Source organism: Candidatus Delongbacteria bacterium, assembly GCA_020634015.1.
In the GTDB taxonomy this organism is placed as follows: Bacteria; CAIWAD01; CAIWAD01; order CAIWAD01; family CAIWAD01; genus JACKCN01.
Genome location: JACKCN010000001.1, coordinates 861893 through 886053 on the forward strand (window position 1 = coordinate 861893; position 24161 = coordinate 886053).

The following is a 24161-nucleotide window of genomic DNA, read 5'->3' on the forward strand; positions in this document are numbered from 1 at the left end:
GCCTGAATTGAGGATCAGTCGAGCGGAAGAAGCCGAACCTGCTGGCCAAGCACCACAACAGGCAGACCATGTGCAGGAGGAAGACGCACCCAGTCCTTCCAGGTCGTCACGAGACAGGACAATTGATCTTGCTCGACCGCGCGTTGCAGTTCCAGAATGTCAGCGGTACTGAAGGCGTGATGATCAGGAAAATGCCGCGAATGGACTGGAAGTCCGACGGATTGCTGGAGTGAGTCTTCGAACTGTCCCGGATTGCCCAGACCGCAGAAGGCCCCCCAGTTCCCCACGGGCACGGGAAGCGGGTTGCCACTCATTGGGTCGTACAGGCCATCGGGCTGCAGTTCAAGCACCCAGGCCGGCGCATCCGTCACCTGCCGAAACCAGGTCAGTCGCCGGGCAAGCAGACTGGCATCTCCAGCCCTGGAAAAAATCAATGCGTGCGCGCGCTCAGCGTTTCGTGGAGACTCCCGCAATCTCCCGAAAGGCAGCAGTGCTTCGCTGGCAGGATCGAGCCCGCAATCCCAGATCAGTAGATCCAGATCGCGTTTCAGCCGCCGGTGCTGGAATCCATCGTCCAGAATCACCGAACCACAACCCAGTTGGCGCAGCTGGCGCACTCCTTCCAGACGGTCTTCGCAGACGGCCACCCAGACCCCGGGACACAAACGAGCACAGACTGCTGATTCATCCCCGGACTGATCCACCGATACCAATGGCCCTTCCCCACGGCTGACCAGCACGAATCCGCGACTGCGGCGACCATAGCCTCGACTCAGCACGGCCACCGGCGATTCTCCGAACCGGAGGCCATGCAAGGGGAAGTCCCGCGCCGCGGAGATTTCACGGGCCAGATGCATCACCAGTGGGGACTTGCCCACGCCCCCAAGACTGATGTTGCCCACACACAGGGTGGGCAAGGGCGAGTCGTGTGTGGTGAACAGGCCCGTGTCGTAGGCCAGATTGCGTGCTCCCGTGATGCTCGCCCAGGGCACTGAGAGCAGCCACGCCAGCAGGCTGCGGGGAGGGGAACCGGCGCTCATCCCGAATGGCTTTCGAACCAGTGATCCGCGCGGTTCTCCAGAGCGATCATGGCCTGTCGCACGGCCTCTCGCTGCTGCCCGAATTCGCCTTCGGCATCCAGTCGGATCGGTTCGCCGTAGATCACGATGGCGCGCGTGAAAGGCTTCCAGAAGTTGAAGCGGTCCCAACTGCCGAACTCGATCGGACGCCTGGCGCGGAAGCTCATGGGCAGGATCACCGCACCGCTTTCCCGCGCCATCCGGATCACGCCGGATTTCATTGAGTGCCGGGGACCGCGCGGTCCGTCGGGCATGATCGCGCCAACCGTGCCGGGCACACTCAACTCGTTCACCATGTCCTGCAGCGCCTCCTGGGAGCGTCGGGAGCTGGATCCGCGCACCGCCCGATACCCCAGCCTCTCCACTGTGCGCGTGATCATTTCCCCGTCCCGACTCAGCGAAATCAGAGGAACGATACCTTCGTTGCGATGCACGAGGATCGGCAGCAGGATGCGTCCGTGCCACACGGCGATCAGGATCGAGACACCTTCCTGCTTCAGCTGATGGAAGTGCTCCCGCCCTTCGAACCTCACCCTGACAAGCAATCGCGTGGCAAGCAGCAGCAACCACCCGAAGCGCAATGCAAAACCGTTCAGCAGTCGTGTGATCCGCTTCTTCATACTCATTGCCCACGCTCCCGATGCAGCAGAGCGATGTGTTCAAGTGCCAGTTCCGCCGTACGCCGGGCGGCGCCGGGTCCTCCCAGCAGATCGCGCACGGTTGCGGCCAGCCGCTCGGCGTTCTCGGTCGCCGCGGGGTTTTCCAGCTCATCGTGACACCACTTGGCCAGTGCGGGCCCGGTGGCACGGTGCTGCAGACTTTCGGGAACCAGTTCTCGGTCGGCGACGATGTTGATGGCAGTGACCCATTTGACCTGCACCAGTCGGCTGGCCAGTGCCCAGGCCAGAGGGTCCAGTCGGTAGAAGACCATGTGGGGCGTACCCAGTGCCGCCGTTTCGAGACTGGCTGTGCCACTGGCCACCAGGGCTCTGTCGGCGGCGCGCAGCACCGTGTGGAACTGTCCCTGGATCTGTCTCACACCTGGCAGCAGGCGTGTTGCCTGATCGAGAGTGTCCGGGTCCAGTCCATCGGCCAGCTGCAGCACGCGCAGGGGAGCATGCGTCTTGTCGGGCCAGAGGCGCTCAAGTTCCGCTTCGGTATCCCGCAGGATCGGCAGATGACGTTTCAGTTCTCCACGACGGCTGCCGGGACAATAGGCGATCACCGGGCGAGATGAATCAATTCCAAGAAGCTCCCGGGCCAGATCGCGCGATGGGGCGTTCGACACCAGGTCAAGCACCGGATGGCCCACGAAGCGGGCATCCACGGGAAGGCTCCGGTAATCATTCTCTTCAAAGGGGAAGATCAGTGCGATCGCGTCGCAGAGTTCGCCCATGGTGCGCAGGCGGCCACGCTTCCAGACCCAGTACTTGGGACTGATGTAATACAGGATCCGGGGAACAAGGCTGCGCAGGTCGCGCGCCAGGCGCAGGTTGAATCCGGGGAAGTCGACCAACAGCAGCATCTCGGGAGAGCGTTCGCGGACCACATCCTCCAGACGGCGAAAACTGCGGCGCAAGGTGCCCAGGCTGCCGAGAACATCCAGCACGCCCATCACGGCAAGCTCATTCTGGGGGATCAGGATGTCCATTCCGGCCTTTTCCAGGGCCGGCCCACCGACACCGTACACCGGAATTCGCGGGTTTCGGCGACGCAATTCCCGCAGCATGGCCGCGGCAATCTGGTCGCCGGAGCTTTCCCCGCAGACCAGCAGAATCCCCCCCTTCTCCCTCAGGGATGGCATCGGGGTGCTCATGTCAGTAGCCCAGTGCCAGACCATCGGCGCGTGGATCGGCGGCACCGCGCAGGCGCCCGTCCGGATCACGCAGGAGAAGCGAAGCCACGCTCCAGGGCTCGGTGCGCTCGTCCAGTTCCCACCCCAGTTCGCGCAGGCGGGTCCGGCTGGCCGGGGAGAATGCGGGTTCCAGCATCAGAAGGGCGGGGCGCCACTGCTGGTGATAGCGGGGAAGTGCCAGCGCATCGGCCGGGTCCATTCCATAATCCACCAGATCCAGCGCATGCAGCAGCACGGTGCTGATGATCTTGGGGCCACCCTGACTGCCTGCGACCAGATGAACCTGGCCATTCTTCAGCACAATCAGGGGAGTCATGCTGGACAAGGGACGTGCCCCCGCCCGCACCGCATTGCGGGGGCTGCCGACCAGCCCATAGAAATTGGGCACCCCCGGCTGGATCACGAAATCATCCATCTCATTGTTGAGCACGATGCCGGTGCGCGGTTCGGTGATGCCCGATCCGAAGTACGTATTGATGGTGGCAGTCAGCGAAACGGCATTGCCACGGGAATCGATCACGCAGACATGGGTCGTGTGATCGCCCTCGCGGATCTCCCGTTCCAGTCCGGGCCAGGCCTGATCGGTTCGTATACCGGAAGTCACCAGAGCGCGCAGCGAGTCGGCATACTCCTCCGAAAGCAGTCTGTCAAGGGGAATGGTGCAGAAGCGGGGGTCACCGAACCAACGGGCACGGTCGGCAAACGCGTATTCGAGAGTGCGGGCCACACGATCGATGCGCAGGGGATCCCGCGGCGCCAGTGTGTCCAGTTGTTGGCCATCCAGCACCTGCAAGGCCTCGATCAGCAAGGCACCGCCGGATGAGGGAGCACCGATCGATCGCAGCTCCAGTCCGTGATACGATCCCGACACCACGGTCTCGGCGGTGGCTTCCACGGCCAGCAGATCACCGCCGGTGAGGATGCCACCGCGTTCCTGGGCCAGGCTGTCCAGTGCGGGGGCAAACACCAGTTCGAGAAATTCGCGTACGCCCAGCTCCTGCAGACGGGCCAGACTGCGCGCCAGGGCGGGTTGAATCAGGCGATCACCCGTGTCGAGGATCTCACCATCCTTCCACCAGGGCTGGCTGGCCACATCGTTGTGCAGGCGCAACAGCGAGTCACTGGCCGCCAGCACGCGTCCGAGGCGGGGGCCCACGCTGAATCCCTGCTCGGCAAGCAGCCGAGCAGGTTCGACCAGATCATGCCAGGGCAAGTGGCCCTGCTCCTCGTGCAGCAGCGCCAGGGCCTGCAACTCACAGGGCACGGCGACAGCCAGAATGCCCGCACCTGAAAGGTCGGGCATTGGCAGTCCGTCGGCATCGAGATACATGTCAAAACGTGCGGCGGCCGGGGCGTTCTCGCGTCCACTGATGGCCCGTGTCACACCATCCTCGGCCGAATGGCTCACCAGCAGGCACCCTCCGCCCAGACCGGAACTGTAGGGTTCACAGACCGCCAGCGCCAGTGTGGTGGCGATGGCGGCATCCGCCGCACTGCCACCCGCGCGCAGGATCTTCAAGCCCGCCATACTGGCCAGACTGTCCGCGCTGACAACCGCACCGTTGCGCCAGGCAGGGTTTTCCAGCTGCCCGCCGCAGGCCAGCAGACCCGCCAGCAGAAGTGGCAGGCCTCGCTGAAACGCTCTACCCCTCATCGGGCAGACCAAGGATGGCGGCACGCTGTTGTTCCACATCGGCCTTGACACTGTCAAGGATGCCGTTGACGAACTTGCCGCTGTTCTCGGTGGAGTACTTCTTGGCGATCTCGATGGCCTCGTTGATCGAGACCTTGGTGGGAATGTCCGTGTGCAGCATTTCGGCAATGGCCAGACGCAGGATGATGCGGTCGAGCAGGGCGATACGCTCCAGATCCCACTTGAAAGCCTTGCGCGCGATCAGCGCATCGATGCTGTCGGAGTCCCGCACGGTCTTGAGCACAAGGTTGCGCAGAAAGGCCCGGGTGGCTTCGTCGCCGAGGGCGCCGGCGGGCAGGTCTTCACCCGGCCCCACCTGCAGCTCTTCCTTGCGATTCAGTACCAGGGCGGACTCCATCACCTCGCCCAAGGGTCTCCCCGAGAGATGGTGAGCATAGAGCACGGCAATCGCCTGCTCGCGCGCGTAGCGCCGGTCGGGGCGGACTTCAGCCATGTGCTCCTCGTTCTCAAGCCATCACGGATCGTGCGATCACGATCCGCTGGATTTCACTGGTACCTTCGTAGATCTCGGTCACACGGGCATCGCGCATGAAGCGTTCGGCGTGATACTCGCGGCTGTAGCCATACCCACCATGGATCTGGACACACTCGCGCGCACAGAAGTTGGCGGTCTCGCTGGCGTACAATTTGGCCATGGCCGCATAGCGACTGTAATCAAGCCCGGCATCGCGCAGGCTGCAGGCCTTGTAGACAAGATTGCGGGCCGCTTCGATGCGGGTTGCCATGTCGGCGAACTTGAACTGGATCAGCTGGAACTGGTCAATGGTCTTGCCGAACTGCTCGCGCTGCCTGGCGTAATCCAGCGCCAGTTCGAAGGCGCCGCGCGCCAGGCCCAAAGACTGGCTGGCGATGCCGATGCGGCCGCCGTCGAGCATGCCCAGCGCCACGTGAAGGCCCTTGCCCTCTTCGTGTAGCAGGTTTCCGGCGGGTACGCGCACCTTGTCGAAGTGCATCAGGGCCGTATCACTGCAGCGCAGGCCCAGCTTGTCCTCGAGCTTGCCCAGGCTCAGCCCGGGCGTGCCCTTCTCCACCAGCAGGGCGGTCTTGGCGCTGCGCCCTTCCACCTCAGGCCCGCTGCTGCCGATGACCAGGAACAGGTCGGCGCGGCTGCCGTTGGTGACCCACATCTTCGATCCGGTGATCACATACTCGTCGCCTTCGCGCTCGATGCGAGTCTCGAGGCTGCGCACATCACTGCCGGCACCGGCCTCGGAAAGGCAGAATGCGGCCAGCATGCGGCCGTCGCACAGGGGCCGCAGGTACTTCTCGCGCTGGGCTTCGGTACCGAAACGCAGCAGGGGAGCACAACCCAGCGAGTTGGTCACACTCAGAGCCACCGCGAGGGCCGCGTCCACCGCGGAGATTTCCTCGAGAGCCAGGGAATAGCTGATGCTGTCCATTCCCATGCCGCCCCATTCTTCGGGCACCATCATGGCCCCGTAGCCCATTTCGAGCAGCTCGTGACGCAGGGCGTCGGGAATCTCGGCGTTCTCGTCGCGTTCGCGCACTCCGGGCAAGACCTTTTCCCGGGCGAAGCGTCGGGTCATTTCCTGAACGGCCAGCTGCTCTTCGGTGAAGAGGAAATCCATGAACTCTCCTGCGCAATGAAAGACCGAACGGATCGATTCCGCTCAGGCGCTGTAATCGTAGAAACCCTTGCCGCTCTTGCGGCCCAGATGACCGGCGGCCACCATCTTCTTCAGCAGCGGGCAGGCACGATACTTGGGGTCGCCCAGCTCGGTGTGCAACACGTTGAGAATGGCCAGACACACATCCAGACCGATGAAGTCCGCCAGGGTCAGCGGGCCCATGGGGTGCGCCATGCCCAGTTTCATGATTCCATCGATGGCTTCGCGGGTGGCCACACCTTCGAACAGGGTGAAGATCGCCTCGTTGATCATGGGCATCAGAATGCGGTTGGCCACGAATCCGGGGTAGTCCTGTGAGACAAGCGGAGTCTTGCCCAGTTCGCGGCAGGCGCTCAGCACGGCGTCGTTGGTGGCCTCGCTGGTCACGTGACCACGGATCACCTCAACCAGAGTCATCACGGGTACGGGATTCATGAAGTGCATCCCGATGACCTGGGTGGGGCGTGATGTCACCGAGGCCAGCCTGGTGATGCTGATCGAGGAGGTGTTGCTGGCGAGGATCGCGTCGGCGTCGGCCAGAGTGTCCAGCTCCCGGAAGATCTTTTCCTTGAGTGTCACGTTTTCACTGGCGGCCTCGATCACCAGCCCGCTGCCCTTGACCGCGTCCAGGCTGTTCGCGGCAGTGATCAGCGCCAGCGCGGTGGCTGCCTGCTCCGCGGTGATCTTCTCCTTGCTCACTTCCCGCTCGAGGTTCTTGCGGATTGTGGCGTGCCCACGAGCCAACGCCTCGGCGTTGATATCGATCAGCGTGACACTGTATCCAGCCTTGGCGAAGACATGGGCGATGCCATTGCCCATGGTGCCGGCACCGATCACGGAAATGCTGCGATTCATCGGAAATGTTCTCCTGGCAAAAGTCCGGTTCAGTCGATCTGACGGTCCACGATCAGGCTCACGGCTTCGCCGCCGCCGATACAGAGGCTGGCCAGCCCACGGCGCAGACCCGAGTCTTCCATCTCGTGCAGCAGAGTGACCAGGATCCTGGCTCCGCTGGCACCGATGGGATGCCCCAGACTGACCGCGCCCCCCCTTGGATTGACCTTGGCCGGATCCAGCTTGAGCAACTGGTTGTTGGCCAGAGATACCACCGAAAAGGCTTCGTTGATTTCGAAGCAGTCGATGTCCGCCAGTCCCAGTCCCGCTTTCTCGAGAGAGCGGGTGATCGCGGCGGCGGGAGCCGTTGTGAACCACTCGGGCTTCTGGCCAGCGCTGGCATGTGCCACGATGCGGGCCAGGGGCTTCAGACCCAGCTCGCGTGCCTTGTCGGCGCTCATCAGGACCAGGGCGGCCGCCCCGTCATTGATCGAACTGGCGTTGCCCGCCGTGACCGTACCATCCTTCTCGAAGGCAGGACGCAGACTGCCCAGGCGGGCCGGCTGGCCGCGTCCGGGCTCTTCGTCCGTATCCACGATCAGCGGATCACCCTTGCGCTGGGGCACTTCCACCGGAGCGATCTCGCGCTTGAACCGGCCGCTGGCGATTGCCTCGTTGCTGCGGCGGTAGGATTCCACCGCGAACGCATCCTGATCTTCGCGCGTGATGCACATCTCGCGGCTGCAGAGCTCGGCAGCACTGCCCATGTGGTAGTCGTTGTAGACGTCCCAGAGTCCATCATGAACCAGTCCGTCGATCAACTTGCCATGCCCCATGCGATAGCCGTTGCGGCCTTCCATGAGGTAGTAGGGCGTCAGGCTCATGTTTTCCATGCCGCCCGCCACGGCGATGTCGCAGTCACCGAGGGCGATCGCCTGGGCTGCCAGCATCACAGACTTGAGACCGCTGCCACAGACCTTGTTGACGGTCGTGCAGGGCACATGCTCGGGCAGACCCGCGAACAGGGCAGCCTGGCGCGCGGGAGCCTGGCCGACACCCGCGGGCAGTACCGTGCCCATGTAGACTTCACCCACGGTAGCGGGGTCCACCCCCGCGCGCTGGAGCGCAGCCTTGATGGCCACCGCACCCAGACGGGGACCGGGAATCGACGCAAGGCTGCCATTGAAGGAGCCGATGGGAGTGCGGGCAGCGCCCACGATCACTGTATCACGCATTGGAAATTCCTTTCCTTGACTCTGTCATGCCACCACCAGACCCTGCTCCTGCCATGGGATCATTCCATGACACAGAAACCAGGCCGAACAGTCCAGCCGCGCCAGCTCCTCCCGCAGGCGGGTGGCTTCGGCAGGGTTTTCATCCGAATCATTGCGCAGCCCCGGGCGAAAGGAAGACCGGGTCGAGAGCAGATCACCGGCCAACAGCAGACCGCCCTCGCCTTCGACGCGCACCACCTGATGTCCGGGCGTGTGCCCTTCCCTGAGCCAGATCTCAATGCGTGGCTCGAGGGCCCAGTCGCCGTCATGGATCAGGGTGCGCGGGCAGTTCATCAGCCGTTCCAGGTCCCCCCGGCGGAAGTAGCGAACACGGGCCCGACCATCCAGCTCGCGACGCCACCAATCCAGGGCAGCCTGTTGCACGTGAACCCATGCCTTGGGAAAACGCTCGTTGCCATAGTTCCACAGACCGCCGGCGTGATCTCCGTCGAGATGGGTCAGGACCACGTGATCCACCGTCTCGGCAGGAACCCCCAGGATGTCCAGCTGAGTCTCCAGATCGTGCTCCGGCGCCTGCCAGGCCAGGTCGGGCAGGTGCTGCATCAGTCCCGGATCGGGTCCGCAATCCACCAGCAGAGTCAGGCCATCACCGCGGATCACGCAGGCTCGCAGCGGCAGGGTGAAGCGCGACCGTCCCGCCCGTGCGCCGTCAGCCGGGCGCTCGGGTACCCGCAGCAACCCGCAGTCCAGAGGCCAGGCCCGAAACGCGCGCCCCTTCCAGGACGCGGGCAGACGTTCGCCCGCGGGTTGGATCACCGTGCATCCAGCAATTGTCGCGAGATCACCAGACGCTGGATCTCACTGGTTCCTTCACCGATCTCGCAGAGCTTGGCATCCCGGTAGAGCCGTTCGACCGGATACTCGCGTGTGTACCCGTATCCGCCGTGAATCTGGATCGCGCGGTCCGCGCACCATGAGGCGGTCTCGCTGGCGAAGAGCTTGGCCATGGCGCCAGCCTGGGAATAGTCCATGCCGGCGTCCTTCATCCTGGCCGCGCGCAGCACCAGTTCGCGAGAGGCTTCGACGCGGGTGGCCATGTCGGCCAGATAGCCCGCGATCACCTGGTTGTCGCAGATGGGCCGGCCGAACTGCACGCGATCCTGGCTGTAACGCAGGGATTCGTCGAGAGCACGCTGGGCCAGTCCCACCGAGAGCGCCCCAATGCTGATGCGGCCGCCATTGAGAGTCTTCAACATCTGCTTGAATCCCTGGCCGCGAGGCCCGAGCATCTGACTGGCCGGCACACGCACGTCCTCGAAGGAAAGGGCGTGGGTATCGCTGCCGCGCAGGCCCAGTTTCTTCTCCTCGGCGCCGATCGTGTAGCCCGGGGTTCCCTTCTCGATGATGAAACACGAGATCTCGCGTTTCGATGTGTCGGTCACGGCCGTCAGGATCAGGTAGTCGGCGTAGGCGGCATTCGTGATCCACATCTTGGACCCGTTGATCACCCAGTGATCGCCATCCTGGACCGCCTGGGTGCGCGTGCCTCCCGCATCACTGCCCGCACCGGGTTCGGTCAGTCCGAAGGCACCCAGTGTCTGGCCGCTGCAGAGTCGCGGCAGGTACTGGGCCTTCTGCTCGGGGCTGCCGAACATGTAGATCGGGTTGGTGCCCAGGCTGGTGTGGGCCGCGAGAATCAGCCCGGTGCTTCCACAGGCACGGCCGACTTCCTCGACGGCGATCGCGTAACACACGGTATCCATGCCGGCGCCGCCGAACTCTTCGGGATAGGGAATTCCCAGCAGCCCCAGTTCGGCCATCTTGCCGATGGTTTCGTGGGGAAAGCGCTGGTCGTGATCCAGCTCGGCCGCCAGGGGCTGGATCTCCCGCTGGGCGAAGTCACTGACCATCTCGCGCAGCATGCGCTGGTCTTCATTCAGGAATTCATATGCCATGGTGGTCCTTCGGGTGGTTTCAGACGGCCCGGCTCACGGGTTGCGATTCCATCCGCCGGGCTCCCGCGCGGCAGATGTCCTTCAGATGCAGCTGGATGCTGCGGCGTCCCTGCCAGACATTGTCTTCCACGCTGTAGACGATGTCCAGCAACTCGAGGTTGGCGATTTCGGGCTCCAGCCGCCCCAGACCGTATCCGATGGTCTCGAATTCGTAGCCACCCTTCTGCAGTCTGACGTGGAGATGCCCATTGCCGACCTGGCGTACCACGCTGCAGATCTGGACATCCCGGGTCAGGAAGAGGGGCTTGGGATTGCGGGGACCGTGTGGCGCGAAGCGGGCCAGGGTCTCCACGAACTGGCGATTGATTTCGGCCAGGGGGATCTCGGCAGCCAGCACCAGACGCGGGAGCAAGTCCTGCTCGCTTAGGTTGTTGGCACAATATTCCTTCAGCCGACGCGCGAACTCGGGAATCACTTCCTCGCGGATGGTGAGACCTGCCGCATACATGTGCCCACCGAACTGCTCGAGCAGTTCCTTGTTCTCATTCAGAGCACTGTAGATGTCGAATCCGGGAATGCTGCGCGCACTGCCCTTGCCCACGCCGTGTTCGTCGACGGAGATCAGCACGGTGGGGCGATGGTACTTCTCGATGATGCGCGAGGCGACGATTCCGATCACGCCGCAGTGCCATTCCCGCTGGGCCAGCACGATCACGCGGTCGTTGACCAGATCGACTTCCTGCTCGACTTTGAGCAGGGCTTCACTGAGTGTGCCCTGGTCGATGCATTTGCGCGCGCAGTTTTCCTCTTCCAGGACCTGGGCGATCTCTCGGGCGCGGCTGCGGTTCTTGGTGGTCAGCAGTTCCACGGCACGTTCCGCGTTGCCCATGCGACCCACGGCGTTGATCCGGGGGGCAAGGCCGAAGATGATCTGGCTCACATCCACTTCCCGCCCCTGGGGGCTGGCCACATCCAGCAGGGCACGAATGCCCGTGAGAGGTTGGGTGTTGAGCTTGTCCAGTCCCAGACTGACAAGGATCCGGTTCTCGCCCAGCAGCGGCACGATGTCCGCCGCACTTCCCAGCGCGGCCAGATCGAGATAACGGAAGGCCAGCCCGTCGTCGAGCTGGAGTCTGTCACTCAGTGCCTGAACCAGTTTGAAGGCGACACCGACTGCCGCCAGTTCGCGGAAGGGATACCCGCAGGATTCGACCTTAGGGTTGAGGATGGCGTTGGCGTTGGGCAATTCGTCGCCCGGCCGGTGGTGATCGCAGATGATCACATCCATGCCAAGCTCTCGTGCATAGCGGATCTGGTCAACGGCCGTGATGCCCGTGTCCACGGTCACCAGCAGGCGATCACCCTGGGCCCAGCACTCCCCGATGGCTGTCTCGGACAGGCCGTAGCCGTCGTTCTGTCGCTCGGGTATCCGGTAGGATACGCGTCCACCCAGGTCTTTCAGTACCAGGTAGAGCAGCGATACGCTGGTGACACCATCCACATCGTAATCGCCATACACGACGATCCGTCGGCGATCCGTGAGCGCCCCGATCAGGGTATCCACGGCCTTGGCCATGTCCGCCATCTGCATGGGATCCTGAAGGTCCTTGAGGCTGGGAGTGAAAAAGGCCTGAATCTCGTCGGCCGAATTCAGTCCCCTGTTCAGCAGGATCGCCGCGATGACGGGCGAGATGTTCAGTGATTCAGCGACATCCGCAACTCGTTGGCTGGACTGAATATCCCCTGGGTGTTCCCAGAGAATCTCCATGTCTGCTCCATCTATCGTTCATCACACACTTCGATTCTCGAGTGGACGAATGTCCACGGGGCGGCGGCTTGCGCGCAGGGATCGCGACGTGCTCGCCCGATGTGCCGCTCGGGCACCGCGTCCAGCAGAACTGTGGCCCGAAGTCCGCCCATAAGCCGGATTCTGTCTCCGCCGAAACGGAGGGTGGCCATTGATCTATGCGACCTACCCGGGAGTTTCCGGTCTGCGACCGGAACCTTTGCATTCCGGCAAGCCGGAATGCTGGTGTCCGTCCGTCAGGCCATGAAGCGGGCCGCTCGTGCTCCCTGCTTGGTCTTGCTTCGGATGGGGTTTACCCTGCCACGACGGTTGCCCGCCGCGCGGTGCGCTCTTGCATTGAGCCAGGTTGATCCCCGGCCGCACCATTTCACCCTTGCCCGCGTCTTCGCAAGCGAAGACGTTGGCGGTATATTTTCTGTGGCACTTTCCGTCGCCTCGCGGCGCCCCTTGCGGGCATCCTGCCCTGTGAAGTCCGGACTTTCCTCGCTGTGCACGACACAGAAGGCTGCCAGATTGCACAGACCCTCTGTGTCGAGCACAACGCGGCCACCGAACGGGCTTCGGGCCACAGTTCTGCTTCTTCCCAAATCCATGGGAATTCCCATGGTCACACCACGTTCCGGCACAGGCCGGTTCGCTCAGTCCTGGATCAGGAGCTGGTCGCTGACGAGCACGCGACCACAGGTCTCACACAGGATCAGTTCGTTCATGGCGCGCACTCGCGTGATGGTCTGGGGCGGCAGGGTGTGGAAACAGCCGCCGCAGCTGGTGCTGCGATTGATGGCCACCACGCTGCGTCCGTCCTTGGCCTTGAGAATGCGCTCGTAGTGGGCCAGCAAGCGAGGTTTCACCTGGGCCGCGGCCACATCGCGCTCTTTCTGGAGCAGGGCCGCCTGCTTGGAGGTGCGCTCATTGAACTCCGCGTAACGGGCATTCATTTCCGCAAGCCGGGTCTCCAGTTCGCCCACCTGGCTGGAACTGGTTTCCAGTTCCCGCTCGGCTTCGGCCAGGGATTCCATGGCCTGCGTCAGCTTGGAATCGTTGTCAGCCAGGCTTTCCTGGTGCCAATCTATCTCGCGCGTGACCGCCTCGTACTCCTGGTTGGTCTGGGTGCCGAAGAGCCGCTCCTGCAGGGAGTTGATCTTGCGTTTCAGCTCGTCTCCGGCCTTCTCCCGCTTGCTGATGTCCACGTGCAGTTCCTGGCGGCTGGTTTCCGCTCCGGAACGCCGTTGCTTCAGCTCGACGAATTCCTTCTCGATACGCTTAAGCTCCATGGGCAGGGTGCCCTTGGAGATTTCGAGCTCACGGAATCGGTCGTCGATCTTCTGCAGCTCCATCAACAGGCGCAATTGCTCTTTCAAGGTGGTCCTCCACGGGCGATCTAAAAAAAATGCACCCCCCCGGGGTGCATTTGAACTGCAGAAGTCAGTCTACGGACAAGATGAGGCGACCGTCACGCACGCAAATACCCGGATGTCGCACCGCCCCTCCCCTCCGTTGAACAGGGATCTAATATAGAAAGGATGCTCTCGAGTGCAAAGCTGGATTCCGGCTTTTTCACCCAAGCCGGCGATCGAGAAACAGCTTCAGCTCATGGCAGACATCCACTGAACCCGCAATGAGATTTCCGGTCTGGATCGCGTCTTCCTGACCCGGCCCCTGGGTGGCTCCCTGGGCCTCTTCGATGAGGACAAGCCCGGCCATCAGGTCCCAGGGCGAGAGATGGATTTCGAAAAAAGCATCAAAAATTCCGGCCGCGGTATAAGCCAGGTCAAGGGCAGCACTTCCGGCTCGGCGGATGCCGCCACTGAGCGGCAGCAGATCCACGAAGAGCTGGGTATAGAGCCTGGCCAGATCGCGATTCCGGACAGGAAATCCGGTGGCGAGAAACGCCCCTTCCAGATTGGGGCGGGTGCTGCACCGAATTGCCTGCTCGGGGGCACCCTTTCTGCTGACCCAGGCCCCTCCCCCTTGCCAGGCGAAGTATTCATCCTCGAGGCAGACATCGACAACCAGACCGAGAATCGGTCGAAATGGGGCCATCTCGGGGAATCGCCCACCGCAGAGCACCCGGGGAGCCACCCGTTCGACCAGCGCGATGGACACCGCGAATGCCGGAAACCCATGCATGAAGTTGCTTGTGCCATCCAGAGGGTCCACGACCCAGACACGCTGATGCCCCTCCAGATCCCGGCCGCCCTCTTCTCCCAGGAATCCGATTCCGGGAAACTTCTTGGCCAGAATCTCGCGGATCAGACCCTCGCACTCCAGATCCACGCGGGTCACGAAGTCCTGATGCCCTTTCAGGACGACTGCCAGATCCGTCCCACTGCGAAAAGCTTGACGGATGACGGACGCTGCGGCAGCACCGGCTTCACGGGCAGCTTCAAGAAGCGGGCCAGCCTCATTGTGGGTCATCGCACCAGCTCCTCGCGATAGGTGTCGCCCGACTCGAATCGCACGGGGCCAATCCCGGGCGCCAACCAGAGGCGAAACTCCAGTTGCTGGCCCATGGCATCCACTCCGAAGCGCCTGAGCAGTTCCTCGTTCACCAGATACTCCATCCCGAACGCCCAGAGGTTTCGCTCGTCGGCACGTTCAAGGTGCTGCCATCCCAGCTTGCGGGCCTGGAAGCCGGGCAGATACTCGACCAGCGAAGAGTCCGCTTCCAGTGGCCAATCCAGCAGCCCCATGGTCAGGGAGAAATCGGGCAGCAAGAGTTCCATGCTGCGCTCATGCACGATCAGTTGCGGATTGCCAACCAGACCGCGATGACGCGGGTCATTGAAAGCCAGTCCCTTGCGACCCGCTTCGCGCGTATCCACGATCGCGGTCTCCAGCTGGTAGCGGAAGTTTCCCCCATCGGCGCGCTGGACCTCGAACGTGCGGCGCATTCCGGATGAATCCGGGAAGAGTTCGAGCAGCCCGGTCGGTTGAGGTGGCCCCTGACAGGCCAGGCAAACAAGGATCAGCGGCAAACAGTACAGAACAGCACGCATGTCACGTCCCTTCCGGAGACCAGACGACCTCGACCTTCAGACGGTCCTGGTCCTCGAAGAACAAGGCCACCGAATTCGTGCCACTGGCATAAGGCCAGCGATCTTCATAGAGCATGGATATCCCCTGACTTTCCAGCCAACTTTTGAGGGAGAAGACCCGCTCCCGGCTTTCCGCCCGGAAAGCCAGATGATTCAGCCCGGGGCGGCAGCGATGGAACCCGGATCTGGCGAATCGAGCCTCCGCCTGGACGAAAACGAGATAGGCCCCAGTGCTGTCATCGATGAAACTCACTCCCTGTGGCCATTCCTGATGCAGGCGCCACCCCAGCCGGGCAAACAGTGGGTCCCAGAACTCACGGCACGCCGCAAGCTGGCGCACATAGATTTCAACATGGTGCAACGAGCAGGGAGGTGGGGCGCCGGCCATGGTTTTCCTTCAGCGAGTCGAGTGTTGAAAGTGGTCTGACCCGGCGATCCAGATCAGTTCACGAAGGGCCGATAAGCTACCAATACCCCGAAGGATCCGTTTCCGGACCCGGAGGATATCCACAATCCGAATGATGCGAAGGAGTCCACGATGCGGTTTCTGGTTGTTGAAGATGATTTCATCGCAAGGCGCATTCTGACCCAGCACCTGTCCCGCTGGGGATCCTGCGATGTGGCAGTGGACGGGGCCGAAGCGGTCCAGGCGGTCAAGATGGCCCTTGTGGAAGCAAAACCATACGACCTGATCTGCCTGGACATCATGATGCCCAACCTCAACGGGCAGGAAGCGCTCAAGCGCATTCGCGCGGTCGAGGTGGAGTTTGAGATCTCCCCCGGCGAAGGCAGCAAGATCGTGATGACCACCGCCATGGGTGATTCGCGGAATGTGCTCTCGGCCTTTGACTCACAATGCGAAGGGTATCTGGTGAAACCGATCACGCCCGAGGCTCTTGAGAAGCAGCTGATCTGCCTGGATCTGATCCCGGCCTGAACCCTGAGCGATCGACGACTCCCAAGCCATTCACCTCGCCCGCACGGACTGCATGATGAAGATTCTGAGCGCGGATGATGATCTGACCAGCCGTCTGCTGCTGAAAGCCAATCTCCTCCGCTGGGGACACGAGGTGGTGAGTGCCGAAGACGGACTGAGCGCCTGGGAGCACCTGGTGCGGGACCCGGAGATCCGTTTCGCGATTCTGGACTGGATGATGCCCGGCGCCGACGGGATCGATCTTTGTACACGCCTGGCCCACAATGAACTGGGCCGGTTCGTGTATACGATCCTGCTGACCGGTCGCGCCGAGAAGAAGGACATTGTCGCGGGTCTGGAATCCGGCGCACACGATTTCCTCACCAAACCCTTCAATCCGGCCGAACTTCGATCCAGAGTGGACGTGGGTCGGCGCATCCTCAACTACGAATCGGAACTGGGCCAGGCCAACCAACGTCTCCAGGTGTACGCCACCGAAATGGAACAACTGGCCGAGGCCCGGGCCAGGCAACTGGTGCACAGCGAACGGCTGGCCACTCTGGGAACGATGTCCGCGGGTATCGCACACGAGATCAACAACCCTGCCAGCTTCATTTCGGGAAACGTGCAGACGCTGCGCAGATTCTGGAGCGTGTTGCAGGAGCAGGACACCACCGAAGGCAACCCGGACCCCGAGCGCTTGAGTTTCATCCAGGAAGAAGTGCCGCGGGTTCTGGACGGCATCCAGGAAGGCGTAAGCAGGATCAGCCGGATCGTCAAGGGTCTTAAATCATTCTCGTCGCGCGATACGGGGGAAATGCAGCCCTGTTCGCTCAACGAGATCCTTGAGAACGCGCTGATGCTGGCCGGCCATGTGCTCAAGAACCGCATGACCGTGGAAAAGGATCTCTGCCCGGATATGCCCCTGCTTGAAGGCAACCCACAGGAGCTGGAACAAGTCTTCGTCAATCTGTTCGTCAATGCGGCACAGGCGGTGGGCAAAAACCGGCAGGGGCGGTTAATTGTTCGCAGTCGCGCGAACGATAAGGATCTGTACACCACTGTTGAAGACAACGGTCCTGGAATACCCGAAGAGCTGCTGACGAAGATCTGGGATCCATTCTTCACCACGAAGAGCGTGGGAGAAGGCACGGGGCTTGGCCTCGCGATCAGCCTGGGCATCATCGAACGTCACGCCGGGCAGATCCTCGTTGATAACAGGCCAGAAGGCGGAGCACGCTTCCTGTTGCGACTTCCAGCGGCTGAAAGGAAGGTACAAGATGGTCGTTCAGATTCTGATCGTGGATGATGAACTGGAAATCCGCGAAATGCTGGCACGATACTTCCGGTTTCTGGGGTACTCCGTGGAAACGGCGGCCAACGGGCGGGAAGCCATTGCCAGACTGGAAGAGATCCGGACGGACATCGTGATCTCGGACATCATGATGCCCGAGATGAACGGAGTGGAACTGCTGGCGCACATTCGCCAGGAGTATCCGATGACCCATGCGATCATGATCACGGGCTATGTGACACTGGACAATGCGATGAACTGCATGCGCCTGGGCGCGGACACGATGATCTTCAAGCCTCTCGAAGACATGTCCCAACTGGAACAGGCGGTCGGCAAGGCCGTCGCCCGAATCCAGCACTGGCTGCAGCTGCTCAATGACCTGCGCGCGATGAAACCCGCTTCCTGAGCCGAGGGACCCGATGGCAAGCCAGAATCTCAGTGTGGACCAGGAGCTGCTGGTCGAATTCATCGATGAATCTTCGGACACGCTAAGCAGTCTCGATGCCCTGTTCATCGAACTGGAGCAGACACCGGGAGACACTCAGATCGTGAACGCGATCTTTCGTCCGGTGCATTCCATCAAGGGAAACAGTGCGTTCTTCGGGTTCAGCAACATCAAGTCGCTGGCTCACGAAATGGAAACCATCCTGGATCTGGTCCGCAAGAATCGACTGATGGCGGACCAGCAGGTGACATCCGTCCTGCTGGAAGGCGTGGACACGCTGAAGAGCATGTTCGAGCAGGTCCGCGGCGGAGGCGCTGAAGTGGGAGATGCCGAATCCTTCGCCCAGCTGCTGTCCAGGGTTCGCGAACTGGCCATCCCCTCCGGCAGCGAGGACGCGCTGGGTTCCGTGATGCATCTGCTTCAGGGATTGCTGGGAACCCTTGAAGGCAAAGACCCCAATCTTGCCACGACTCTTCAGGAAGCGCTGACCACACTGGGCACGCTGGTCGAGGGCGACGGAAGTGGTCTGCCCGATGAGGGCCGACAATTGCTGAAGCTCCTCAAGGATGCCGAGAACGGCATGCTGGACGAGAACACGGGATCCCATGCACTGGCCCTGCTGGAAGCACTGAAGGGCCTGGCCGAGAGTGAGCAGGCCCAGGCGACGATGGCCGATTGCCTGGATACCTGGCAGACGATCACCGGCGCCATGGGGTACGATCCCCTCTTGCGTGACCTGCTGCTTGAAAAGCTGACACCCCTCGAGAACGGAAAACACTTCCGCCCCTCGCCCACCCCGTCCAGTTCCGCGCCGACGAATGCCGGCAGCAGCGCACCGGGCACGGATGCGGGCGCACCCGCGGAATCACGCCAGGGCGCGATGGACTCCCAGAAGACCATGCGTGTCAACGAGGCACACATCGACACCTTTCTGGCTTATGTCGGCGAGCTGCTGGTGGTCGGTGACATGTTCGAACATCTGGAAAAGCGCCTCTCGGATGTGTCGGTCGATCGTCGTCTGGTCACCGATTTCCGCCGTGCCAACGAAACCTTCGACGGCCTCTCGAAGGACCTCCAGAAAAGCATCATGTCCATTCGCAAGGTGTCGCTCAAGTCCCTGTTCCAGAAAGTGCCGCGACTGGTCCGTGATGTGGCACAGAAGAGCGGCAAGCAGATTGACGTGGTGCTGATCGGCGAATCCGTGGAAGTGGACAAGAGCCTGATCGACCTGCTGGATGCCCCCCTGACCCACATGGTGCGCAACGCGGCGGATCACGGAATCGAGAGTCCGGAAACCCGTGAACAGCAGGGCAAGAATCCCAACGGAAGCCTGCGCGTGGAAGCGCGCCTCACCGACACGCACCTGGTGTTCAGCGTCAGCGACGACGGGGCCGGTCTGAATCTGGATGGCATCCGCCGCAAGGCGGAGAGTCTGGGCCTGATCCGCGAAGGCGCCCCGATGGGCGAGCAGGATGTGATACGCCTGCTCTTCAGTTCGGGAGTCTCCACCGCCCGCGAAGTCACCGACGTCTCGGGTCGGGGTGTGGGCATGGATGTGGTGAAACGCCAGATCGAGGATGCGGGGGGCCGGATCAAGGTCGACAGCACTCCCGGCCAGGGCTCGCGCTTCCTGATCGAACTGCCGCAGAGCGTGACCACTCAGATCCTGAATGGCTACCTGATAAGGGTGAATGGACAGACCTACATCCTGCCCATGGAACGCATCCAGGAAACCTCGACCCATCACCCTGAACAGGTGCATCGCATGCTGGGCAGGACGGATTTCGTGCGCCAGCACGAGAAGATGACTCCTCTGATCCAGATGCGTGACATGCTGGACTCGGGTCGCTGGTCCGGCTCGGGCCTGGGCGAACAGACCCTGGTGACCGTCGAGAGCCGCGGGCGCAGCATGGCCCTCTGTGTCGACGATGTGCTGGGCGTGCAGCAGGTGGTGCATCGCCGCATCGAAGGATTGCCCTCGGATGCGCCGATCATCGCGGGAGGAGCCCTGATGGGAGACGGATCCGTGGCCCTGATCATCGACATCGACCGGCTCTACGAAGACCTGGACCAACTGGCGGTGAACTGATCATGGAACGCCGCTTCCTGCTTCCCGGTGAGTCCGTCTTCTGCCGTACGGAAACCATCATCTCAACCCTGCTGGGTTCCTGTGTGGCGGTCTGCCTGTACGACAATGCCCGCTGCTGGGGCGGCATGAACCACTACATGCTGCCCGTGAACACGGGCGGAAGTCTGGAACCGGGAAAGTACGGGGACATCGCGATCCACAACCTGATTGCGGTGGCCCGTTCGGCCGGCTCAAGGAAATCGAATCTGGTGGCCTCGGTCTATGGCGGCGGACACGTGATCGGTCATCTGGGCGCCGCCTCGGTGGCATCGGTCAGCGGCATTCCCGAACGCAACGCCGAGATCGCGCTTGAGCTGCTGGCCAGATTCGGCATTCCTGTGATCCATCAGGACCTGGGCGGACGCAACGGCCGCAAGCTGCACATGAACTCCACAAGCAACCAGATCGAGGTGTCCATCATCCAGCGCATGGCGGAACACGCGGTCGTGGAAGAGCGTCGTGAACGTCTGGCCGGCCGCAAGGCCAGAGTTCTGATCGTGGACGACAGCGCTACGGTGAGGCGACTTCTGCGGCGCTGCATCGAAGAGTCCGGGGACCTGGAAGTGTGCGGCGAGGCGGAGGATGCCTACGATGCCCGCGAGAAGATTCTGGAACTGGATCCCGACCTGCTCACGCTGGACGTGATCATGCCCCGCATGGATGGCAATACCTTCCTGCGCAAGCTGATGCGCTACAAGCCGATTCCCGTCGTGGTCGTCTCGACGATCGCCAAGGAAGGCAGCGAGATGGAGCAGAAGCTGATGGCCAGCGGAGCGGTCAGCACGATCGACAAGGATTCGCTGAAGATCTATCAGGGGTTGGAGCGGGCGAGCGAGGTCGTGCTGCCCGCCTTGCGACAGGCGCTGCTGGCAGGGGCTCCCCGGCAGACCAGGACGCCTGCCTGATTCAGTCCGACCCGGCAACGGCCAGAATGCGAGCCGCGATTCGGGACAAAGGAAGCTGTTCGTCCACCGCCCCCAGCAAGTGGGCTTCCCGCGGCATGCCGTATACCACACTGCTCTGCTCGTCCTGCCCAATGGTCCTGGCGCCCTGCTGCTTCATCTCAAGCAGTCCCTCGGCGCCGTCCTTGCCCATTCCGGTCATGATCACGCCCAGCGCATTGGCACCACCGTAGCGGGCGACGGACTTGAACAGCACGTCCACGGATGGACGATGTCGAGATACGCGCGGGCCATCCTTCACGACCGCCTTGTATACGGCTCCCGAGCGGGCCAGCATCAGGTGACGGTTGCCCGGCGCGATGAGTGCCTTGCCCGGAGACAGGATCTCACCATCCTCGGCCTCGTGAACCGACATCGCCGATTCTTCGTTGAGCCGATTGGCAAACGAGCGGGTGAAATTCTCGGGCATGTGCTGCACGATGAGCATGGCCGGAGCGTTGGCGGGCATGGCGGACAGCACGTCGCGCAAGGCCTCGGTACCACCGGTGGAAGTACCGATCGCGACGATCTTGTGCGTGGTGCGGGTCATTGACAGGCGCTGGATCGCAGGGCGTTCGGGGTCGGATCGCAGACGGTCGGGCGAGATCCGGGCCGCTCCCTTGAGCTTCTCCGCCAGCTCCCGGGTCATGTCGCCAACCGTGTAGGACGAACCGGGCTTGCACAGCACATCCACGGCCCCCGCGGCCAGGGCTTCCATGGCCAGATCCCCGCCGCGCGGAGTCAGCGAACTGACCACGATCACCGGCAGGGGATGGAACTTCATCAGCTTGCGCAGGAAGGTGATGCCATCCATGCGGGGCATTTCGATGTCCAGGGTGAGCACATCCGGCTTGAGCGCCAGAATCTGGTCCCGGGCCGCGTAGGGGTCGATGGCGGTGCCCACCACTTCCAGCTCCGGATCGCGCGAGAGTTCCTCACTGAAGATTCTGCGCACGACGGCTGAATCGTCCACCACGAGAACCTTGACCGGCATGCTCAGTCCTCCGCATGGAATCTGACGATCACGGGCTCGCCATCGATTCTGTAGCACAGGCCATGCGCCGAATCGATCACATCCTGCCATTCATCGGCGGTCGAGCGTTCCAGATCCGTCTCGCTGAGCTCATAGTCGCGTTCGCAACCGAAAACCGCTTCAAGGACTTGTCCACACAGATTGCGTGTCAGCTCCTTGAGCGTTTCGCTGGCGCACAGGCGATTGTAGGTGTCCTCCACGTCCAGCCCCAACACGTTTCCAGCAATGCGCTCCCCGGTCTGGCGATGCAGGAACCAGGCCAGATAGCCACTGCGCTCGCCCTTGAAGCGAATGCTGAGGCGAATCCCACCGCACTCATCCGGGTCCAGATCATCCTTGGGGATGGGTTCACCGCAGAGCAGGGCCACGGTTTCCATCAACTCGCAGAACACGGTTCCCAGCAATTCCGGGTCAATAGCGTTCGTGCCCAGCGCGGGACGTCTGGTGTCGGTTCCGCTCATGCGGCCCCCGCGAACGCACCATCGAGTTCGTGGATTGCTTCTTCCACTTCCGCGAGCACGTCCTGGTCCAGATCCGAGGTGTACCCCAGACGATTGAAACTGCTTTCGGAATAATGGTAATGCCCCTGATCGACGCCCTGACTGTTGCCCGAGACGTGAGTCAGTCTCTCGGAAAGATGCACCAGATCCAGCAGCTGGCTGCCGGCCACGGCCAGCTCTGGCCGATGATGCCAGCGCACCGTATCACAGATCGTGACCGGTAGCTGCCAACGCCCCAGCAGGATGCTGCCCACCTCCGCGTGGTCGATGCCCAGTACTTCACGCTCGGCCGCGTCGAAGGAAATGCCGTCGCGCCTGACCAGATCCAGAATATCGTCGCCATCAACTTCCAGAAAGGATCCGAGCACAAGCTTTCCCACATCCAGCAGCAATCCCGTGGTGAATCCCAGTTCATTGGCGGGCCTGTGCAGGCAGCCGCAGATCTTGTCGGTACCCACCGCAGTGGCCACGGACTGGATCCAGAGTTTTCCGGGGGGCAGATCGTACCCATTGATTCCGGCCTGGAACAACGGGGCGGCCGCTGACGTGACCATCACATTGAACAGGTTGCGCAGTCCAAGTCGTGTGATCGATTCGCGTACCGTGCAGATTTCGCGAGCGGCGCCGAAGTAGCTGGAGTTGGCCAGGCGCAACACATTGCCGGTCATGCCGGGATCGAATTCAATGGCTTTCGCCAGATCCGCGATGCGGAACGAGGGATCGTTGAGCATGCGCAGTGCATCCATGGTGGACGCGGGCAGCCCCTTGACAGTCTGGACCTTGTTGATGATGTCTTCTCGACGGCTCAAGTCTTCATCCTCCTGTACTTCTGCATGCGGTTCCCGCCATCGCGTTCACGGCGTCTCACGCCGATAGACGGAAGGGGCGACACGCTGGAGACTGCTCAGACTGCCGGCCAGGCTTTCGCTGTGACCAACGAAGAGATACCCTCCGGGCCTGAGCAGCTGCTCCATGTTTTCCATCAATCGCTTGCGTGTCGGATTGTCGAAGTAGATCATGACGTTCCGACAGAAGATCACGTCCAGTGGTCCCTTCATGGGGTAGGGAGTTCGCACCAGGTTCAATCGTCGGAACAGGGCCAATCGTCGCAACTCATCGCGAACTCGCCAATGCACCTCGCCGTTGGCGGCGGCCACTCGCTGGAACCAGCGTTCGCGTCGTGCGGACGATACGGGCTCAAGCTTGCGATCCTCGTACTCGGCACGCTGACACTGCTCGAGCACCCGGGTCGAAATGTCGGTCCCCAGCAGCTTGATGTCGGCGATCCGACCGGCCGCAGCCTCCTGTATCACCATGGCCAGGCTCCAGGGCTCCTCGCCCGTGGAAGCAGCCGCGCACCAGATCCGGAGCCGCTTGACGCCCTGCCCGGCCCAATCATCCACCAGGCGATGCAGCAGATTGAAATGCTCGTTCTCGCGGAAGAAACTGGTCACATTGGTGGAAATCAGATTCAGCATCTGGACCATCTCTTCGCGCCCCTCACCATGCTCCAGCAGGGTGATGTAGGACTTGAGACTGTCCAGATTCAACTGGCGCAGGCGCTTTCCGAGACGGGCTTCCACCAGCGAACGCTTCTTCTCATTCAGCAGGATGCCACACTGGTCGTATACCAGATCGCAGAAACGTGTGTAGCTCTTGCTGTCGAAGATTTCGACCGCTGACCGTGTGTTGACGGACGTGGAGTCTTCCTCGCCCATCACCGGGAATGCGGAGCCGGTCGGTCGGGAATTCAATGCGT

Annotated in this window: 24 protein-coding genes and 1 other RNA gene; 5 read left to right on the plus strand and 20 right to left on the minus strand. The window is 62.2% G+C overall.

What is annotated here, in order from left to right:
- Nucleotides 1–14: 14 nt before the first annotated feature.
- The 16 genes from lpxK to H6678_03540 all read right to left on the minus strand — a co-directional run bounded on the left by lpxK (nt 15) and on the right by H6678_03540 (nt 15533).
- The gene (gene lpxK / locus H6678_03465; protein MCB9472852.1) at nt 15–1040 is read right to left on the minus strand and encodes a tetraacyldisaccharide 4'-kinase; all 1026 of its coding nucleotides are present in this window, start codon (nt 1038–1040) and stop codon (nt 15–17) included.
- Nucleotides 1037–1705, minus strand: a complete 669-nt coding sequence (locus H6678_03470; GenBank protein MCB9472853.1) for a lysophospholipid acyltransferase family protein — start codon at nt 1703–1705, stop codon at nt 1037–1039. The genes lpxK and H6678_03470 overlap by 4 nt, the downstream gene beginning before the upstream one ends.
- Nucleotides 1702–2883, minus strand: a complete 1182-nt coding sequence (lpxB, locus tag H6678_03475; protein ID MCB9472854.1) for a lipid-A-disaccharide synthase — start codon at nt 2881–2883, stop codon at nt 1702–1704. Before lpxB ends, H6678_03470 begins: the two co-directional genes overlap by 4 nt.
- Before the next feature lie 13 nt (nt 2884–2896).
- Complete coding sequence (gene ggt / locus H6678_03480) at nt 2897–4588, minus strand: gamma-glutamyltransferase (protein MCB9472855.1); 1692 nt, start codon at nt 4586–4588, stop codon at nt 2897–2899.
- Entirely contained in the window at nt 4578–5081 is a 504-nt protein-coding gene (nusB, locus tag H6678_03485) for a transcription antitermination factor NusB (protein ID MCB9472856.1), read from the minus strand. Before nusB ends, ggt begins: the two co-directional genes overlap by 11 nt.
- Before the next feature lie 13 nt (nt 5082–5094).
- The gene (locus H6678_03490) at nt 5095–6237 is read right to left on the minus strand and encodes an acyl-CoA dehydrogenase family protein (GenBank protein ID MCB9472857.1); all 1143 of its coding nucleotides are present in this window, start codon (nt 6235–6237) and stop codon (nt 5095–5097) included.
- A 42-nt stretch (nt 6238–6279) separates the two neighbouring features.
- Nucleotides 6280–7131 carry a 3-hydroxybutyryl-CoA dehydrogenase gene (locus tag H6678_03495; GenBank protein MCB9472858.1) on the minus strand — a complete coding sequence of 284 codons (852 nt, stop codon included), beginning with the start codon at nt 7129–7131 and terminating at the stop codon, nt 6280–6282.
- Between the two features lie 29 nt (nt 7132–7160).
- Entirely contained in the window at nt 7161–8345 is a 1185-nt protein-coding gene (locus tag H6678_03500) for an acetyl-CoA C-acetyltransferase (GenBank protein MCB9472859.1), read from the minus strand.
- Nucleotides 8346–8369: 24 nt separating this feature from the next.
- On the minus strand, nt 8370–9161 hold the full coding sequence (locus tag H6678_03505) for an MBL fold metallo-hydrolase (protein ID MCB9472860.1): 792 nt from the start codon (nt 9159–9161) through the stop codon (nt 8370–8372).
- The gene (locus H6678_03510) at nt 9158–10300 is read right to left on the minus strand and encodes an acyl-CoA dehydrogenase (protein MCB9472861.1); all 1143 of its coding nucleotides are present in this window, start codon (nt 10298–10300) and stop codon (nt 9158–9160) included. Before H6678_03510 ends, H6678_03505 begins: the two co-directional genes overlap by 4 nt.
- Nucleotides 10301–10319: 19 nt before the next feature.
- Nucleotides 10320–12068 carry a single-stranded-DNA-specific exonuclease RecJ gene (recJ, locus tag H6678_03515; GenBank protein ID MCB9472862.1) on the minus strand — a complete coding sequence of 583 codons (1749 nt, stop codon included), beginning with the start codon at nt 12066–12068 and terminating at the stop codon, nt 10320–10322.
- 135 nt (nt 12069–12203) lie between these two features.
- Nucleotides 12204–12669, minus strand: an RNA gene (gene rnpB / locus H6678_03520) — RNase P RNA component class A.
- A gap of 76 nt (nt 12670–12745) precedes the next feature.
- Nucleotides 12746–13468, minus strand: coding sequence for a hypothetical protein (locus tag H6678_03525; protein MCB9472863.1), 723 nt, complete (start codon nt 13466–13468; stop codon nt 12746–12748).
- A gap of 196 nt (nt 13469–13664) precedes the next feature.
- Nucleotides 13665–14525, minus strand: a complete 861-nt coding sequence (locus H6678_03530; GenBank protein ID MCB9472864.1) for an inositol monophosphatase — start codon at nt 14523–14525, stop codon at nt 13665–13667.
- Complete coding sequence (locus H6678_03535; GenBank protein ID MCB9472865.1) at nt 14522–15001, minus strand: hypothetical protein; 480 nt, start codon at nt 14999–15001, stop codon at nt 14522–14524. Before H6678_03535 ends, H6678_03530 begins: the two co-directional genes overlap by 4 nt.
- Before the next feature lie 106 nt (nt 15002–15107).
- The gene (locus H6678_03540) at nt 15108–15533 is read right to left on the minus strand and encodes a hypothetical protein (GenBank protein MCB9472866.1); all 426 of its coding nucleotides are present in this window, start codon (nt 15531–15533) and stop codon (nt 15108–15110) included.
- Nucleotides 15534–15683: 150 nt separating this feature from the next.
- On the opposite strand from H6678_03540, the gene H6678_03545 reads away from it, so the two are divergent.
- The 5 genes from H6678_03545 to H6678_03565 are packed head-to-tail and all read left to right on the plus strand — an operon-like array spanning nt 15684 to nt 20833.
- Complete coding sequence (locus H6678_03545; GenBank protein ID MCB9472867.1) at nt 15684–16082, plus strand: response regulator; 399 nt, start codon at nt 15684–15686, stop codon at nt 16080–16082.
- 55 nt (nt 16083–16137) lie between these two features.
- The gene (locus H6678_03550) at nt 16138–17370 is read left to right on the plus strand and encodes a response regulator (GenBank protein MCB9472868.1); all 1233 of its coding nucleotides are present in this window, start codon (nt 16138–16140) and stop codon (nt 17368–17370) included.
- Nucleotides 17342–17761, plus strand: coding sequence for a response regulator (locus H6678_03555; GenBank protein ID MCB9472869.1), 420 nt, complete (start codon nt 17342–17344; stop codon nt 17759–17761). Before H6678_03550 ends, H6678_03555 begins: the two co-directional genes overlap by 29 nt.
- Nucleotides 17762–17774: 13 nt before the next feature.
- Nucleotides 17775–19889: a chemotaxis protein CheA gene (locus tag H6678_03560; protein MCB9472870.1), complete on the plus strand. Its 2115-nt coding sequence runs from the start codon at nt 17775–17777 to the stop codon at nt 19887–19889.
- Between the two features lie 2 nt (nt 19890–19891).
- Nucleotides 19892–20833 (plus strand): response regulator, encoded by a 942-nt coding sequence (locus H6678_03565; GenBank protein MCB9472871.1) that lies wholly within the window; start codon nt 19892–19894, stop codon nt 20831–20833.
- A gap of 1 nt (nt 20834) precedes the next feature.
- On the opposite strand, the gene H6678_03570 is transcribed toward H6678_03565, so the two are convergent.
- Genes H6678_03570 through H6678_03585 form a run of 4 tightly spaced genes read right to left on the minus strand, consistent with a single transcriptional unit; the run spans nt 20835 to nt 24156 of the window.
- The gene (locus tag H6678_03570) at nt 20835–21863 is read right to left on the minus strand and encodes a chemotaxis response regulator protein-glutamate methylesterase (GenBank protein ID MCB9472872.1); all 1029 of its coding nucleotides are present in this window, start codon (nt 21861–21863) and stop codon (nt 20835–20837) included.
- A gap of 2 nt (nt 21864–21865) precedes the next feature.
- Complete coding sequence (locus H6678_03575; protein ID MCB9472873.1) at nt 21866–22363, minus strand: hypothetical protein; 498 nt, start codon at nt 22361–22363, stop codon at nt 21866–21868.
- On the minus strand, nt 22360–23211 hold the full coding sequence (locus H6678_03580; GenBank protein ID MCB9472874.1) for an HDOD domain-containing protein: 852 nt from the start codon (nt 23209–23211) through the stop codon (nt 22360–22362). The genes H6678_03575 and H6678_03580 overlap by 4 nt, the downstream gene beginning before the upstream one ends.
- Nucleotides 23212–23256: 45 nt before the next feature.
- Nucleotides 23257–24156: a methyltransferase domain-containing protein gene (locus H6678_03585; GenBank protein MCB9472875.1), complete on the minus strand. Its 900-nt coding sequence runs from the start codon at nt 24154–24156 to the stop codon at nt 23257–23259.
- Between the last annotated feature and the right edge of the window lie 5 nt (nt 24157–24161).

Coding starts and splice junctions, on each gene's coding strand:
- H6678_03560 (MCB9472870.1), top strand. CDS start 17,775: ATGGCAAGCCAGAATCTCAGTGTGGACCAGGAGCTGCTGGTCGAATTC.
- H6678_03535 (MCB9472865.1), bottom strand. CDS start 15,001: ATGCGCCGCACGTTCGAGGTCCAGCGCGCCGATGGGGGAAACTTCCGC.
- nusB (MCB9472856.1), bottom strand. CDS start 5,081: ATGGCTGAAGTCCGCCCCGACCGGCGCTACGCGCGCGAGCAGGCGATT.
- ggt (MCB9472855.1), bottom strand. CDS start 4,588: ATGAGGGGTAGAGCGTTTCAGCGAGGCCTGCCACTTCTGCTGGCGGGT.
- lpxB (MCB9472854.1), bottom strand. CDS start 2,883: ATGCCATCCCTGAGGGAGAAGGGGGGGATTCTGCTGGTCTGCGGGGAA.
- H6678_03500 (MCB9472859.1), bottom strand. CDS start 8,345: ATGCGTGATACAGTGATCGTGGGCGCTGCCCGCACTCCCATCGGCTCC.
- H6678_03545 (MCB9472867.1), top strand. CDS start 15,684: ATGCGGTTTCTGGTTGTTGAAGATGATTTCATCGCAAGGCGCATTCTG.
- H6678_03565 (MCB9472871.1), top strand. CDS start 19,892: ATGGAACGCCGCTTCCTGCTTCCCGGTGAGTCCGTCTTCTGCCGTACG.
- lpxK (MCB9472852.1), bottom strand. CDS start 1,040: ATGAGCGCCGGTTCCCCTCCCCGCAGCCTGCTGGCGTGGCTGCTCTCA.
- H6678_03470 (MCB9472853.1), bottom strand. CDS start 1,705: ATGAGTATGAAGAAGCGGATCACACGACTGCTGAACGGTTTTGCATTG.
- H6678_03555 (MCB9472869.1), top strand. CDS start 17,342: ATGGTCGTTCAGATTCTGATCGTGGATGATGAACTGGAAATCCGCGAA.
- H6678_03530 (MCB9472864.1), bottom strand. CDS start 14,525: ATGACCCACAATGAGGCTGGCCCGCTTCTTGAAGCTGCCCGTGAAGCC.
- recJ (MCB9472862.1), bottom strand. CDS start 12,068: ATGGAGATTCTCTGGGAACACCCAGGGGATATTCAGTCCAGCCAACGA.
- H6678_03540 (MCB9472866.1), bottom strand. CDS start 15,533: ATGGCCGGCGCCCCACCTCCCTGCTCGTTGCACCATGTTGAAATCTAT.
- H6678_03575 (MCB9472873.1), bottom strand. CDS start 22,363: ATGAGCGGAACCGACACCAGACGTCCCGCGCTGGGCACGAACGCTATT.
- H6678_03570 (MCB9472872.1), bottom strand. CDS start 21,863: ATGCCGGTCAAGGTTCTCGTGGTGGACGATTCAGCCGTCGTGCGCAGA.
- H6678_03490 (MCB9472857.1), bottom strand. CDS start 6,237: ATGGATTTCCTCTTCACCGAAGAGCAGCTGGCCGTTCAGGAAATGACC.
- H6678_03495 (MCB9472858.1), bottom strand. CDS start 7,131: ATGAATCGCAGCATTTCCGTGATCGGTGCCGGCACCATGGGCAATGGC.
- H6678_03550 (MCB9472868.1), top strand. CDS start 16,138: ATGAAGATTCTGAGCGCGGATGATGATCTGACCAGCCGTCTGCTGCTG.
- H6678_03510 (MCB9472861.1), bottom strand. CDS start 10,300: ATGGCATATGAATTCCTGAATGAAGACCAGCGCATGCTGCGCGAGATG.